The 15,132-nt window shown below is 37.5% G+C and carries 14 protein-coding genes; 5 read left to right on the forward strand and 9 right to left on the reverse strand.

Going from position 1 to position 15,132, the window contains the following annotated elements:
* Positions 1-13 precede the first annotated feature (13 nt).
* Together B3139_RS09955 and B3139_RS09960 are read left to right on the forward strand one after the other, a co-directional pair.
* Complete coding sequence (locus tag B3139_RS09955; protein WP_293882447.1) at positions 14-709, forward strand: hypothetical protein; 696 nt, start codon at positions 14-16, stop codon at positions 707-709.
* A gap of 380 nt (positions 710-1,089) precedes the next feature.
* Positions 1,090-2,289 (forward strand): hypothetical protein, encoded by a 1,200-nt coding sequence (locus tag B3139_RS09960; RefSeq protein WP_293882449.1) that lies wholly within the window; start codon positions 1,090-1,092, stop codon positions 2,287-2,289.
* Positions 2,290-2,396: 107 nt separating this feature from the next.
* On the opposite strand, the gene B3139_RS09965 is transcribed toward B3139_RS09960, so the two are convergent.
* The 3 genes from B3139_RS09965 to B3139_RS09975 all read right to left on the reverse strand — a co-directional run bounded on the left by B3139_RS09965 (position 2,397) and on the right by B3139_RS09975 (position 7,216).
* A complete protein-coding gene (locus B3139_RS09965) occupies positions 2,397-2,834 on the reverse strand; it encodes a hypothetical protein (RefSeq protein WP_293882451.1) in 438 nt (145 codons plus the stop codon).
* Between the two features lie 115 nt (positions 2,835-2,949).
* Positions 2,950-4,338, reverse strand: coding sequence for a hypothetical protein (locus B3139_RS09970; RefSeq protein WP_209579080.1), 1,389 nt, complete (start codon positions 4,336-4,338; stop codon positions 2,950-2,952).
* An 85-nt stretch (positions 4,339-4,423) separates the two neighbouring features.
* Entirely contained in the window at positions 4,424-7,216 is a 2,793-nt protein-coding gene (locus B3139_RS09975; RefSeq protein WP_293882453.1) for a TonB-dependent receptor, read from the reverse strand.
* 448 nt (positions 7,217-7,664) lie between these two features.
* Between B3139_RS09975 and B3139_RS09980 the strand changes: the two genes are divergently transcribed.
* The 3 genes from B3139_RS09980 to B3139_RS09990 all read left to right on the forward strand — a co-directional run bounded on the left by B3139_RS09980 (position 7,665) and on the right by B3139_RS09990 (position 10,407).
* A complete protein-coding gene (locus tag B3139_RS09980) occupies positions 7,665-8,306 on the forward strand; it encodes an ABC transporter ATP-binding protein (RefSeq protein WP_293882455.1) in 642 nt (213 codons plus the stop codon).
* Between the two features lie 46 nt (positions 8,307-8,352).
* On the forward strand, positions 8,353-9,753 hold the full coding sequence (locus B3139_RS09985; protein WP_293882457.1) for an ABC transporter permease: 1,401 nt from the start codon (positions 8,353-8,355) through the stop codon (positions 9,751-9,753).
* A gap of 177 nt (positions 9,754-9,930) precedes the next feature.
* A complete protein-coding gene (locus B3139_RS09990; protein WP_293882459.1) occupies positions 9,931-10,407 on the forward strand; it encodes a hypothetical protein in 477 nt (158 codons plus the stop codon).
* 85 nt (positions 10,408-10,492) lie between these two features.
* Here B3139_RS09990 and B3139_RS09995 read toward each other — a convergent pair whose 3' ends face one another.
* The 6 genes from B3139_RS09995 to greA all read right to left on the reverse strand — a co-directional run bounded on the left by B3139_RS09995 (position 10,493) and on the right by greA (position 15,022).
* Positions 10,493-11,209, reverse strand: a complete 717-nt coding sequence (locus B3139_RS09995) for a 16S rRNA (uracil(1498)-N(3))-methyltransferase (RefSeq protein WP_293882461.1) — start codon at positions 11,207-11,209, stop codon at positions 10,493-10,495.
* Positions 11,210-11,226: 17 nt separating this feature from the next.
* Positions 11,227-12,540: a hemolysin family protein gene (locus B3139_RS10000; protein ID WP_209579074.1), complete on the reverse strand. Its 1,314-nt coding sequence runs from the start codon at positions 12,538-12,540 to the stop codon at positions 11,227-11,229.
* An 8-nt stretch (positions 12,541-12,548) separates the two neighbouring features.
* Positions 12,549-13,091 (reverse strand): inorganic diphosphatase, encoded by a 543-nt coding sequence (locus B3139_RS10005; RefSeq protein WP_209579073.1) that lies wholly within the window; start codon positions 13,089-13,091, stop codon positions 12,549-12,551.
* 7 nt (positions 13,092-13,098) lie between these two features.
* A complete protein-coding gene (locus tag B3139_RS10010; protein WP_209579072.1) occupies positions 13,099-13,749 on the reverse strand; it encodes a DedA family protein in 651 nt (216 codons plus the stop codon).
* A 142-nt stretch (positions 13,750-13,891) separates the two neighbouring features.
* Entirely contained in the window at positions 13,892-14,308 is a 417-nt protein-coding gene (locus B3139_RS10015; RefSeq protein WP_209579071.1) for an HIT family protein, read from the reverse strand.
* A 240-nt stretch (positions 14,309-14,548) separates the two neighbouring features.
* The gene (greA, locus tag B3139_RS10020) at positions 14,549-15,022 is read right to left on the reverse strand and encodes a transcription elongation factor GreA (RefSeq protein ID WP_209579070.1); all 474 of its coding nucleotides are present in this window, start codon (positions 15,020-15,022) and stop codon (positions 14,549-14,551) included.
* Positions 15,023-15,132 lie beyond the last annotated feature (110 nt).

Genomic DNA, 15,132 nt, shown 5'->3' on the forward strand with positions numbered 1-15,132 from the left:
AAAAAACCAATTTATGAAGCACTTAAAACACCTATTCTACGCTTTTTTATGTAGTACACTTCTCTTTGTAGGCTGTAAAAAAGAAGACAGCTACGACGAACTCACAAGTCTGGCAGCAGCTAAAATCCAACAAGCGGTTAAACTAACCGAAAATATTTCCTGCAGTGATTTAAAGGAATGCCGGGTTGACACGCTTTATTACACCTATGTACCCGTACACCCGAGCTTTGAACAAGCCTATAATACATTAATTACCGAAGCTGCAGCGCTCAGAGAAAGGGCACAGAAAGTATATAAAGGACCTATTGTTTACGACACCAGTGTTTCGCCCAACTATCTTCCTCCTCATTTTGGAATACGTTGCATTGCCGGCAAACTGAAAGTCGCCTCAGCTAGAGATTTGGAACTATCAGAGATCAACCAACGACTGGCAGATCTGCTCCCCAAGCTACAGACCTTTTTTGATGACATTCCCTGCAACGACCCCAGTAAATGGCACATTGCCCCCTTTCGTAAAGACTGCGAGTTTATTTCCATATTGTATACAGACAAAGAGAACTTTGCTGAGTTTGGGAATATGGCAGAACAATATAACCATTTGGACAATGCCAAAAGAACGCTGGATAAAAGCTTAAATTGCAGTACGACAAATGACAAACCAGCTAAGGGTGTAATTTGTGAAAATAATAAACCTAAAGTCACCTACTAATCGCGTAATTTATCGAAAAGCTGAGTCTTTAAACTATAGCTTCTTCGCAATTCCTTCGCCCTTTGTTCGCCCTTTGTTCGCCGTGCGTCCACTCTCGCTCCACTGATCCCCCACTCTTTCCCCACTGTTTATGTGGGCCCGAGGTGGAGAATCAGTGGGCAGGCAGTGGGGGAACTCCGAAGATGGTACGAATCAGTACCGAAAAGCTAGCGAACAAAGTCTCCCTAGCATGCACTGGCAAACGATTATGTCTTACACTGGAATAAGTTTACATATACTATCAATTTGCGGTAGGCTAAAAATATTTTCTACAATTTTTTCGAAAAGCAATTACAATTTGTTAAATTTATATTACACTAATGTTATCAAATTGTTAAGAATTGAGATCAAGAAAAATATATCGGGTGTTATTCACCATCATCGTATGGTTGACCTGCGCTTCACAACAGCTGTGGGCGCAACATCATGATTTCGATTTTTATGACGGAAAGGTATCCATCGATGTTCCGACTTCCTTTAACATTCCATTCAAAGACAGCTTGACGATAGCGCATGTACAAAAATTCTATCAAACAGCGGATCAGACAGATTATATACAACTTGTAAACAGTTTGCTCGAATACAAAGATGAACATCATTTGAATGATTGGGTATATTATCAGTTGATTCGCCGTACAGCACAACAGATTGCTCCGAAAGCTGAAAATTATACACGCTACACGTTGTACAAATGGTTTTTAATGTGTAAATCTGGTTATGACGCCCGCTTGGCTGTTGGTAATAATCAAATCATATTTTTCATTCAGAACAAAGAAGATATTTCTGATATTCCATTTTTTGAAATTGACGGCAAGAAATATACCTGTTTAAATTTCCATGACTACGGAAAATTGTTTCAACGAGCTGACACCTACATTCCAGTCAACATAAAGATTCCGGAAGCTATCGAAGATTTCAGTTATAAAATCACAAAATTGCCTGATTTTGCACCTGCAAACTATAAGGAAAAGCAGATCGCGTTCAATTATGGCCATAAAGCCTACCATTTTAACATCAAGTTGAATGACGATATCAGTGACCTTTTTAAAAACTATCCTGGTGTGGATTTTGAAACTTATTTCAATATTCCGCTAAGCAAAGAAACCTATCAATCGCTTATTCCGGCGCTTAAGGACAATTTAAGTGGAAAGAGCCAACAGGAAGGAGTAGATTATTTAATGCGGTTTACCCGGTATGCCTTTTTATATGAAAATGATGAAGAGAATTTTGGAGCTGAAAAACGTCTTTCGGCTGAACAAACCCTATTAAATAAATACAGTGACTGTGATGATCGGGTAGCCTTATTTTTTTATCTGGTAAAGGAAATTTACAATCTACCCATGATTACCCTGTTATATCCCACACATGTGACAATGGCCGTTCAATTTGAACATCCTATTGGTAACGCTATTTTGTACAATGGAAAATATTATTCGGTCTGTGAGCCTACACCACAAGCGCAAACACTAGATATAGGTCAACTATCTGAGGAGCTTAAAAATCAGTCTTATCAGATTGTTTATCATTATGAGCCCAGATAATATTACTTTGTAAATCGCATTTCGATATTGGCTATATAGTATATGATTTAGCTAAAATCAATATTTTGCTGAACAATAAATGATTCACGACAGCGCTTTTGCGCTTTCTATAGCTTACTTATAAAATCAAGCACATCAGCATATTTACCATCCGTACGGTTTACGGCTATTGTTACGGTGTTTTCCACGCTTCCAGATCTTACTGTGATTACATAATCCATCCCGTCTACACAACGTGCACACTCTTGGATTTTAGCATCCAATAAGTTGTAAGTTTCGACATATGACGACAGCTTTCTAAAAGTTTTTTCACTGGTTCTATAGCTTTTATCCCTTGCCGTTTGAGGACTTCCATTAGTCTCTGCAGGATACTTTACCGCTGTCTTATTTTGATCTACACTGATATTTACAAACTCACCCCAGCCAGAAATTCCTTTTATTTCGACTTTCAGCCCTGTAGTTTCTGAATCAGTTGTATTATCAGATTTCTTACAGCCCAAAAGGAGTAAAATACCCATTAAAACCAAGTAGATCGCATTTTTCATATTTTAAGATTTATTTTATTTCTCTTTACAACGAATTAGTTCATACATATGCTACAAAAAAATCCTGCTCAAGGCAGGATTTTTCTATCTATTTCACTATACAATAACTTTTTTTTTAGAAAGAAGCTCCAGTAGCAGCTACTGATGCTGATTTCAGGATGAAGTTTGGCGCTGTTAAACTATATGGGTTAACCAAAAGATTTTTAGCAGCCGCATCATCCAAGAATGTATTGTTATTTGTTGTCAAATACGTTTTTAATAAATCAACGGTAGCAAATGAAGGTATTGAACCATCGGCTATCACAGCCCTTTCTGCCGTAAATGATTGGTAAATATTATTTTTGATCAAAGATGTTTTATCTGTCAATGCGTCACCAGTTTCTTTATCACGTATATCAATTCCATAACGCATGTTGATAAAGATTGAGTTAGCAAGGATCATCTTACTTCCTCTTCTCCACAAATTCGCGTACTCATGCTTTGCATCAACCTCTGTATTTCCTGGACCTATCAAAGTCATATTTGAGATTACGGGACGCGTTCTTGGAGAAGAATCAAAAACTTTCTCTGAATTATCGGATTCAATTCCATTTGATTGCCCCGCTTGATCCGCTAATTTCGGATCTCTAAGACCTACTAAGAATTGAAGTTTTCCTGAGTAACCATTATCGAAATCAAAGATATCATCGATATTTGCTGTAGAAACAAGGTGCTTAGCATTTACTGTACCGCCAAACCACTCAAAAGAATCATCACCAGAATAGGCCACTTGAACATATTCAACGGTTGTCTTAGAACCAACTGAACCAAACGTAACTCCGTTAATTTCATTATTGGTCGTATAAGCGATACCAGGAAATTCTACACGTACATATTTAAGAACACCTGAGTTATCGTCCGCAGCAGTCCCACCGTGGTTTCCGTATGGAGCTGTCAAGCCACCTTCGATCAGCCCCGTGCCGCCAGGGATATTGTTAGGAGCTTTACCTAAGATAATTATCCCACCCCAATCGCCGGGAGCTCTAGTACCAGCCGGTTGATTTGAAGTAAATACAATTGGCTTTGCTGCAGTTCCTTCAGCATTTATTTTACCACCCATAGTGACAACCAGCGTTGCTTTGGTATTTTTATCGCCTCTAATAACTGTTCCTGCAGGAATTGTTAATGTAACACCACTTTTAATATATACAAAACCTTTCAACAAATATGTTTTTGAAGCGTCTAAAGTTCTGTCCGTAGCTATTTCACCTGAAAGCTCTTCTGTAGCAGTAGAATATGCCGTTTTGTTTGGCTCATAATTAACCCATCCAGATGTCCAGTCAGTAGTACCGAACGCTCCTTTGTAGGCTACCTTCTCAAAGAATGAATCTGCAAGTGATTCATTTGAATCACCAGGTTTAACAGGAGGATCTATTACTGCAGGATCACTCTTGCTACAGCTTGCAAATGCAGTCAATCCTGCTGCTAAAACAGCTAAAAGATTTAAGTTTAAATTCGTTTTCATTTTCATGTTTTATTTATACAAAAAGAATAATTTAATTTAACGATACAATTAATACTATGTTAAGGATTTATGAATTAACAATATACTACCAAAATTTATAAGAAAGAGTAAGAGAAACAGTTGATCCATATTGCTCCGCTCTATTGATATTATCTGTGTTTTTATTGAATGCTGCGTTCGGATCTGATCCTTTTGGCTTTTGATAGAAATAGGCTTTATTGTTTAAAATATCACTGTAGTTTAATTTTACTTCGGCCCTAGAGTTCGCAAATTTTTGCGCCAGCTGCAAATCAAGAATATTCCTAGAATATTCGTAAATATCTGGATCTTCCGCATTACCAATTGCCCATATTCTTGGTCCTACTCTATTATATAATAGTGTAATCGCTGTAGTATTTGGATTTTTGGTCGTATATGACAGTCCAGCATTGATTAAATAGGGCGATTGTCCTTGTAATTTTCGTTTACCGGTCGAGTTTACAGTAGTTGGAACGATAACTTTCGAATATATATATGACCCGTTAGCGTTGATAACAAAATTATCCAATCGCTCATCAATAAATTTCAGATTCTTACGTATCTCAGCTTCCACACCAAATACATCTGCAGATTTTGAATTGGTATAATTGAATGAACGGCCTGAATTACCTAACTGTAGTGCTTGCTCGATCGGGTTTTCAAAATACTTATAAAATGCCCCTATCGATAGTACTTCTCCAGCAGTCGGATAATATGCATACCCCAAATCAAAATTTGACGTCTTCGATTGTTTCAGATTAGGATTTCCTCTAACATTCATATTCTTATTAAAGTCATAAAATGGAAAGGGAGCCATCTCTCTAAACTCTTGTCTACCTACTGTCTGTGACGCCGCAAAACGAAAACTCTGTTTGCTATCCCAATTATAGATCAAATTCAGTGATGGTAATAAAGAGATTGTCGTTGTATCAACACCTACTGGATTACCATTGTCTTCACTATTCAACTTTAGATTATATGATTCAAGACGAGCGCCTGCTATTACCCTTAATTTCTCCATTACAATTCCATCATACATCAAATAACCAGCATTCAAAAATGCTTTCGCATCATAATGATCACCGCCATTAGTTATTTCATTCAGTATAAATCCATTTGGACGAATATTAGCTTGATCAAAAATTTTATCTTGTGGAAGTTTTAGTAAGCTCGCGTCGAAGTTTCCATTTCGAATAAATCCAATCACCCTGGCATTAAAATTTCTGTCACGTAACTGGTTGAAATAGCCTGCTTTCAATTTGTCATTTTCCGAGAACAAACGTATTGGCAAGGTCAAATTTAAAGCTCCTCCGTAAGAATTCTCAGTCATTGTAGAGTTGAAATTACCAGCCCTGTCCGCTGTGGAGGAACTTGTAGCTGAAATCGATGCAATACCATCTTTAGAATATTCCATACGTTTGTAACCAGGTTCATCTCTATCTGTACGTCCGTAATTCAATGACCAATCTAATTTCAATTTACTCTTCTCTAAAAGAACATGCTCACCAGACAACTGATTGGTTAAAATAGAACGTTGCAATAAATAATCCCCTGTACGATAAAATTCACTACCAGAATCATCTTTCCCTTCTCGGAATGTAAATTGATTCTCTAAGATCCTATTGTATAAATTTTTAAATGAAATCTTATTTGATTTCCAAGAATATGAGAAATTTGCAAGAGCACCTAAATTTGTATTGTAACTATATTGATCATCATGGAATACTTCCGGCAATGATTGCCCAACATACGCTTTTTGATCGGCTTCTCTTTTTCGTTGGTCATAGCGATAAGTCAAGGAAAGAATAGTTCCGAATTTAGAATCATCTTTGAAATTTTTAGTAGAACCGTAGTTTAACTGAAAATTCGGAGTGAGTGTTGATTTCTTCGTATCATATCCCCAATTGTTTTTAAATAATTTAGAATACTCAAAAATTTCATTTGAATTATTTTGTAAAGCTTGAAAATCTTTTGTTGAAGGGAAACTCTTAGGAATTTCACGATCACTGCTCGCAAAACCAAAAACTTCGCCTCCAGCTCTTTTTGCTGAAGTGAAATTTTTAAATGTAGATTGCGTGTTATAAGATGTTCCAATTGATGCATCAAGGAAATTTTTCTCCGGAAAATCTTTCGTATTCACCTGAACCACACCCCCAGAGAAATCAGCAGGAATATCTGGTGTTGCAGTTTTGTTGATAATGATCGATTCAATTAAATTCGAAGGAATAATATCAAATGAAAATGCACGTTTATCTACTTCGGTATTAGGTAAAATCGCATTATTCAACATAGCTGAATTATAGCGATCGCTCAACCCTCTTACAATAACATATTTATTATCTTGAATACTAGCACCACTTACGCGCTTAATGGCCTCAGAAGTATTTCTATCTGGGCTTCTCTTAATTTGTTCAGTCGAAATACCACTGGAAATTCTAGCACTATTCTTTTGTTGCGAGTACAAAGCATTGATCGACTCTCTTTTAAAAGTTCCTGTTACTACAACCTGATCCAATACTGTTCCCCCAGTATTATCAAGTACTACATCTAGTGTCGTAACATCTTTATCTTTTATCTCTACATCTGTAATTTGCTTAGTAGCAAATCCTACATAGCTAAATTCTAATGTATACTTACCCGCAGGTACTGCGGGAATATTATAATTACCAGTCACATCCGAACTTCCCACTCTCGCCGTCCCGAGCACCTTAACTGTCACCCCTGTAATTGTTTCACCTGTTTTGACATTTGTTACTTTACCCGCCACCTTTCCACTGCCCTGTGCATAAACTGTTGTTGACGCAGCTACTGCTAGCGTTACGACAGCAGCGATTCTTTTAAGTTGTAATTGTGGTTCCAATTTATTTGTTTTTTGTTTCTGCAAATCTATTAGCAGAATATTAGGTTAACATTAACAACAAATTACCATTACATCAATCCGCTGTTAATTTAATGTTACCTATCGTTGTTATTTTTCGATTTTCAGTAAAAAAGAGCTTTTATAGCGAATTAGCGTCATATTTGAGCCTGTTATAAGGAAATGATATTAATGAAGTGTAAGTAAATTATTAAGCACTACATTTATTAACACAATTGGTTCTTTTTATCCTTGGCATCGTTGTACAGCCCCTAGCGAGTTCACCTAAAGATCGATGATACAATAGGATAACCAATAGATCAGTAGCCTTTCCATCGAAAATACTAAGCCCGCTAATACGAATTGCTTTTTATATGCAATATAATTGCAATTATATTGCATATAAAAAGCAATTTATCTAAGTTTGAATATATTTCAATATCTGATTCCCATGAACACTCCAATCGTATCGACTACACAGTTATCATTCCAGTATCCAAATTCAGCACCAATTGAATTTCCAGATATTTACATCGAAAAAGGTCAACATACACTATTGTTAGGCGATTCAGGTTCTGGAAAAACAACACTATTAAATATATTAGGTGGTTTGTCACGACCAGAAACAGGTCAGGTCAACATATATAGTCAAAATTTATCGTTGTTATCCAACAGCAAACTGGATCAGTTCAGGTCTCAATATATTGGTTTCATATTTCAAGAGGCCCACCTTCTAAAAAATTTAACGTTAATTGAAAATATCAAATTGGCGCAGTCTTTAGCCGGAAAAAAAGTAGATATAAGCGCTATTGAACTCATCCTAAAACAGCTGCAATTAGATCAAAAAAGTAATGCCTACCCAAACGAATTGAGTCGTGGACAGCTGCAACGTGCCGCTATAGCGCGCAGCATTATCAATAAGCCAGCCCTATTGATTGCAGATGAACCGACAGCTGCATTGGACGACAACAATACCCATAGGGTATTAGAACTCCTATTATCGATAGCTGAAACTGCTGGATCGACCCTACTGATAACTACCCATGACAAGAGAATAAAAGATCAATTCTCCAAAATGTACCTTTTAAAATAATTTTTTACTTTATTTACGCGTCACCCTTTAGATATTAAAATTTGCTATGAACACGATACAATTGGTTTGGAAAAATTTAAGTAGACAGTTTGGCTCGGTCTTTCTAAGCATCTTGCTAACGGCATTTGGAATTTCAATCCTTGCCGTGCTTTCAATTACTGGAGAATCTTTTGAAAAGCAGCTTGACAATAACAGCAAAAATATTGATTTAGTCGTTGGTGCTAAAGGGAGTCCGCTGCAATTGATCTTATCGAGTGTTTATCACATCGACAATCCAACAGGTAACATTCCATTGGACGAACTGGACCCATTACGCCAAAATCCGCTTGTGCAGCTAGCAGTTCCCTTATCGCTAGGTGATAACTTCAAAGGGCATCGCATCGTTGGAACCGATTCCTCTTTCCTGTCCATCTATGAGACTTCTATTCGTGAAGGCCGCATTTGGCAAAATAATTTTGAAGTAGTCATTGGTGACCAGGTTGCAAAAAAACAGCAACTGAAAATCGGTGATCAAATACATAGTTCACACGGCTTGAGCAAAGATGGCCATCATCATGATGAACATCCTTTTACTATTGTCGGCATTTTAAAGCACAATAACAATGTTACTGATAACCTGATATTAACCAACTTAGAAAGTGTCTGGGATGTCCATGGAATCGCACACGCACATGATCACGAAGAAACTGCAGTACAAAAAGAACTCCGTGAACGCGAAGAAGACAGGGAGGAAACCGTCAAAGCCCATCTCCACCATCATGGTGAAGATTTAGAAGAAAACTCTAACGCAGCTTTAGGAACCAGCGGAAAAGATCATCACGACCACGATCACGATGAGCAAGACCAACACGAAGAGGAAGGTATATTTGTAAAATCTATTGGCGCGGATATGGTGAAGCAAAATGGACTGGAAATAACTGCTATTTTGATTAAATATCAATCCCCCGCAGCTATCGGTATATTACCTAAAATGATCGACCAACAAACGGATATGCAAGCTGCTTCTCCAGCGATGGAAAGTACTCGCTTGTTTTCACTGTTAGGAGTAGGAATGGATTCTCTAGCTATCCTAGCGTATGTGATCATGCTCATTGCGGGCCTGAGTGTATTTATTAATCTCTACAATGCGTTGAAACAACGTAAATATGATCTAGCCATTATGCGTACACTTGGAGCCTCTAAAGGAAAGTTATTCAACATTGTTTTATTAGAAGGCCTGACAATAACAATCATTGGTGGATTGGTGGGACTTTTATTGGCACATTTGGCCTTATACTATATCAGCAACCAAACGAGCCAGAGTGCCGACTTTATCGAAGCTTTTAGGCTACATCCAAAAGAATTGGTATTTTTGACTGTCGCTTGTCTAATTGGTGTGCTCGCAGCGTTAATTCCTGCTGTGAAAGCGTATCGGACAAGTATTGCCGGTACTTTGTCAAACAAATAGAATAATTGGCAACTGAACTAAAGTGAAAAATAGGGGCACAGAGCTGGTAAATCCTATAGTTGCAATAAAAAAATAGCAATACGATATATGTAATATTAACCGCGATGAAGCTATCAGATGTATTCGTCAAACAACACAAATCGGATAGCTTCATCCCAACAAGAAAAAATTAAACAGATGAAAAAACTTATCACTGCATTCTTCTTCATATTCTTCGGCATCATACAGTTACAGGCACAGATTGGCAGCAATCCGGATATTCCCGACCATACGCCCATGATGAACAAAACGTGGGAAGCGATTGATAAAATGGCCTACAAGGTCACGTACAACGGTGCAAAGAAAGTGTATACTCCTTTCTATCCGAAGGAACTTAAAGCACTTGAAAATAAAATAGTAGAACTGCCCGGTTACATGGTTCCGCTTCATAGTGGCCGTAATCATAAAAACTTTATGATGTCGGTATTGCCAGTTATGCAATGTCAATTCTGTGGCTCTAATGGTATCCCCCCTATGGTCGAAGTAACCCTAAAGGGTAGTGCAATTAAGTTCTCAGAAGATCCGATTAAATTAAAAGGAAAGATGATCTTTACCAAGGATCCGCTGAAAGGAAATGCTGAAATTCAGATTGTAGATGCTGAACCGATAAAGTAAACTAACGCTTACTACTACACAACTAAAAAATGGATTTTACAAAGCTATCAAAGTCCATTTAATGGATCAGGATCCCCTATTATTTTTACTGTCTATTCAGTAAGGAAACTTCCATACAGGCCGCTAAAGCAGCGGTTTCGGTCCTCAAACGCGACTCTCCTAGCGAGATTGGATGAAAACCCATCTGTATCGCCAGCTTTATTTCCTCGTCCGAAAAATCACCTTCTGGACCGATAAGGATAATATAATGTTTGGCTGGCTCAAAAATTTGGTTTAAATACTTCTTTTCCGCATCCACACAATGTGCAATTGCTTTTTGTACGCCTTCAGTTGGAATATTTTTCAAAAACTGTTTAAACGAAACAGCAGCATTAAGTTTGGGTAGATAAGCTTTCAAGGATTGTTTCATCGCTGCAACAACCACCTTGTTTAAGCGATCTAATTTAACCTCTTTTCGCTCAGAATGCTCGCAAATAAGGGGCGTGATTTCCTGAATCCCTACCTCCGTTGCCTTCTCTAAAAACCATTCGATGCGATCGATATTCTTTGTTGGCCCCACCGCAATATGTAAATGGTAGCGAGGATGTTGAAAGTCGTCCTCCACATTTAAAATAGCAAGAACTGTGCGTTTAGGATGTGGGTCAATAATTTGAGCTTCGTACAAACCTCCGCGACCATCTATAAGATGTAAACGATCACCGGAATCCATACGAAGCACACGAATAGCGTGCTTACTTTCTTCCTCACTAAGGATAAAATTTTCTGATGAAGGATTTAAATCCGGTGTAAAAAATAACTGCATGTGCTACTCGCTACTATTTATTCTTCGGTATCATCTTCAGCAGACTCGACCAATTCCAATTTGACAAATTCGATATTCTGCTGCGCTTTTCGAATGATGGTGAATATGTAACCATACTCTTCTTTCCGCTCGCCGACTTCCGGTATCTTATCGAAGATTTCACTCACAAGACCAGACATCGTATCGTAATCCTGACTCTCAGGTAACTCTATTGGAAGAAACTCATTCACATCATGAATACTGGCTCCAGCATCCACCATATACTCTGTTTCGGAAATACGCTCCACAACCGGAGTTTCTTCATCATATTCATCCTGGATTTCACCCACCAACTCCTCTACGATATCTTCCAATGTAACCATACCTGCCGTTCCACCAAATTCATCCAATACGATCGCCAACTGAATCCGTTTCAGCTGAAATTCAGCCATCAAATCATTAATCTTCTTGGTTTCAGGAATAAAATAGGGTTTGCGCATAATATTTTTCATGACAACCTCTTTTCCTTTCGCTAAAAGCGGTAGAATATCTTTTGTATGAACAATACCCACGATTTGGTCAATATTATCATCATAGATTGGAAGACGGGAGTACCCTTCTTCCGTCATCGTTTCAATCAATTCAGAAGCATCAGCGGTAACTTCCACCGCCACAATTCTAGTACGCGGTACCATAATATTCTTAACGATACGTTCGTTAAAATCGAATACGTTTTTAATCAATTCGTGCTCGGAAATATCCAAAGCACCCGATTCTTTACCTTTATCTAAAAGATACTGTAATTCTTCCGACGAGTGGGCAGATTCTCCTTTGGTAACTTCAAATCCCAAAATCTTTAACAGGAAATTAGCAAAACCGTTTAAAACCCAAATAATTGGTCGAAAGATAAAGTAGAAAAATTGCAGCGGAACCGCAATTTTCATCGTTGTTGCAACAGGTTTTTGAATCGCTATCGATTTAGGAGCAAGCTCTCCAAATACAATGTGTAACACAGTAATAATCGAAAAAGCCAACACATGTCCTGCATTGGTAGCAATCGACCCAGTCAATTCAACACCGAAAAAACCCAGTGCACCCTGCACAATTTGGGTCATTACAGCCTCGCCAACCCAGCCTAAAGCTAATGACGAGAGTGTAATACCCAATTGTGTAGCAGCCAAATAACCATCCAAATGTTCCGTTATACTCTTGGCTATGGTAGCAACTTTGCTACCTGTTTTTGCCTGAACTTCAATTTGGGAGACTCGGACCTTGACAATAGCAAACTCTGCGGCGACAAAAAAGCCGTTTGCAAGTACTAAAAACAATGTCCAAAATAAATCGAGCGCCATGCTGGGGGTTATTTGTTAACAAATTCTGTTTTGTACAATTCGATAGCCTCAATCAAGATTCTTTGCGCTTCATCACGTCCCTTCACACCCTCAACAACGACATGCTTCTTTTCAAGCGCTTTATAACTCTCAAAGAATTGTACAATTTCTTTCATTGTATGCGGAGGCAACTGATCAATATCTTTAATGTAATTAAAAATAGGATCATTTTTAGCTACCGCAATAATTTTATCATCTTGCTCTCCACCATCTACCATATTCATTACGCCAATAACCTGTGCCTCAACTAATGTCAATGGTAAAATATCCACTGAACAAATGACCAAAATATCCAGCGGATCTTTGTCATCGCAATAAGTTTGTGGGATAAAACCATAATTGGCAGGATAAACGACAGAAGAACTCATCACTCTGTCCAAAAGCAACAAACCAGTTTCTTTGTCTAATTCATACTTTCCTTTGGATCCGTTTGTAATCTCAATGATAGCATTTACGGCATTTGGCACATTCTCACCTGGAGAAACCATGTGCCAAGGATTTTGTTTACTCATTTTTTATTTACTGTATATTTTGTTTGTTTCTTTTATCCTTAATACGTTTTTTCAATAACGTTATGGCAATTGGCAAAAATGCAATGACAATCATACCAACTATCACATATTCTACATAATGAATAATACCAGGGAATTCGATACCTAGGAAATAACCTGAAAGCGTCAAAACTACCACCCAGATGGCAGCCCCTGAAACATTATATAGCACAAATTTTTTAAAATCTAATTTTACGACACCGGCAAAGATAGGCGCAAAAGTACGAACTATTGGAACAAATCTTCCTATAATTAAAGCGGTTCCACCATATTTGTGGTAAAATTCTTCAGCCATGACCACATATTTGCGCTTAAAGATGAAGCTATCTTTTCGCTTAAATAACATCGGTCCCGCTCGATAGCCAAACCAATATCCTGTAAAATTACCTAATACCCCAGCAGTAAACAAGCCCAAACAAAGCGTGAATATATTCACGTCAATTTTATTCAGCGCGCAGAATAATCCAGCAAGAAATAATAAATAATCACCAGGTAGAAAAAATCCAAAAAATAGACCAGTCTCAGCAAATACAATGAGGATAACTAAATAAAACCCTCCTGAACTCAATAGTTCCTCTGGGTTCAATAATTGTTGAAATGACAACAAAAGTTCATGCATAACCTTTAGTAAAAATCAATGTTGCGTTCATTATTTAGAACAAATCCCACGCTTATTTCTGCACAATTTTGAAACAACAAAGTACAAATATAGTATTCTTCTAAAAAACCAACGTAAATCAAGTGTAATATAATCTTTCTAATTATTGATTTTGAGCAGTTATACTCACGATAGACTCGCGGATAGTGGTCGCAATCTGATGGAGTTCGTCCTCAGTTAAGCTCAATTTAGGTCCAGCAAAGTTTAAATCACTAATTTTATTAATAGGGACCAAATGTATGTGTGCATGAGCTACCTCTAAACCCACGACAGCTACACCAACTTTTACACATGGAATTACTTTTTTAATACCTTGAGCAACAATCTTAGCAAAGACCCAAAGCGCCATGTATTCGTCATCTTCGATATCAAAAATGTAATCTGTCTCTTTCTTAGGTATCACTAATACATGCCCTTTAGCTAATGGGCTGATATCCAAAAAAGCTAGAAAATCATTACTCTCAGCAACTTTGTAAGCTGGGATCTCTCCCGAAACGATTTTTGAAAAAATTGTCGACATATTATTCTAATCTTGGAATAAATCTTTTTAAAAAATAATCAGCAAACAACAGACTTAATCTACTAAGCCCTTGGTATGTCGGCGATTAAAGAAATCTAACTACCGCTTTATCACACCCTGTAATTCCACTGTTCAACAAATATAAACAAAAAAGGTCGCGATTGCTACATCACGACCTTCTTAATATAAAGTTAATTTGTAGATGTGCGGTTATGGCATACCGCACATAACCGACATATATTACCTTGAAATATCTACGATTTCGAATTCAATTTTACCCGCTGGTACTTCTATAACAGCTGTATCACCTTTAGATTTACCCAACAAACCTTGGGCAATAGGAGATTTAACAGAAATCTTACCTGACTTCAGATCTGCCTCTGACTCTGCGACCAGTTGATAAGTCATTTCAGCACCATTCTTTTTGTTCTTTATCTTAACAATCGATAAGGCTAAAACTTTAGATGTATCCAATTTGGACTCATCAATTAAACGTGCCGTAGCCAATGTGTTCTCCAAATTGGCAATTTTAGCCTCATGAAGCCCCTGAGCCTCTTTAGCCGCATCATACTCTGCATTTTCAGACAAATCCCCCTTGTCTCTTGCCTCTGCAATAGCATTGGCAATTTTTGATCTTCCTTCCGTCTTCAGATAAGCCAATTCCTCTTTAAGCTTACGCAATCCTTCTTCCGTAAAATAAGTTACTTCTGCCATAATTTTATTTTTTTTCTTATTTTATACTTTTTAAAAAAGAAACAAGACCATATTTCCCTCTTCGGGAAACATGGTCTTGTTTCGAATCTATACGAAGATAATAATTGTTT

This window comes from Sphingobacterium sp. UBA1498 (assembly GCF_002325125.1).
GTDB lineage: Bacteria > Bacteroidota > Bacteroidia > Sphingobacteriales > Sphingobacteriaceae > Sphingobacterium.

Excerpts from the sequence above, each read along its gene's own strand:
- B3139_RS09995 (WP_293882461.1), bottom strand. The coding sequence starts at position 11,209 with ATGCAGTTATTTTTTACACCGGATTTAAATCCTTCATCAGAAAATTTT.
- B3139_RS09980 (WP_293882455.1), top strand. The coding sequence starts at position 7,665 with ATGAACACTCCAATCGTATCGACTACACAGTTATCATTCCAGTATCCA.
- B3139_RS10000 (WP_209579074.1), bottom strand. The coding sequence starts at position 12,540 with ATGGCGCTCGATTTATTTTGGACATTGTTTTTAGTACTTGCAAACGGC.
- B3139_RS10010 (WP_209579072.1), bottom strand. The coding sequence starts at position 13,749 with ATGCATGAACTTTTGTTGTCATTTCAACAATTATTGAACCCAGAGGAA.
- B3139_RS09965 (WP_293882451.1), bottom strand. The coding sequence starts at position 2,834 with ATGAAAAATGCGATCTACTTGGTTTTAATGGGTATTTTACTCCTTTTG.
- B3139_RS09955 (WP_293882447.1), top strand. The coding sequence starts at position 14 with ATGAAGCACTTAAAACACCTATTCTACGCTTTTTTATGTAGTACACTT.
- B3139_RS09985 (WP_293882457.1), top strand. The coding sequence starts at position 8,353 with ATGAACACGATACAATTGGTTTGGAAAAATTTAAGTAGACAGTTTGGC.
- greA (WP_209579070.1), bottom strand. The coding sequence starts at position 15,022 with ATGGCAGAAGTAACTTATTTTACGGAAGAAGGATTGCGTAAGCTTAAA.
- B3139_RS10005 (WP_209579073.1), bottom strand. The coding sequence starts at position 13,091 with ATGAGTAAACAAAATCCTTGGCACATGGTTTCTCCAGGTGAGAATGTG.
- B3139_RS10015 (WP_209579071.1), bottom strand. The coding sequence starts at position 14,308 with ATGTCGACAATTTTTTCAAAAATCGTTTCGGGAGAGATCCCAGCTTAC.
- B3139_RS09970 (WP_209579080.1), bottom strand. The coding sequence starts at position 4,338 with ATGAAAACGAATTTAAACTTAAATCTTTTAGCTGTTTTAGCAGCAGGA.
- B3139_RS09990 (WP_293882459.1), top strand. The coding sequence starts at position 9,931 with ATGAAAAAACTTATCACTGCATTCTTCTTCATATTCTTCGGCATCATA.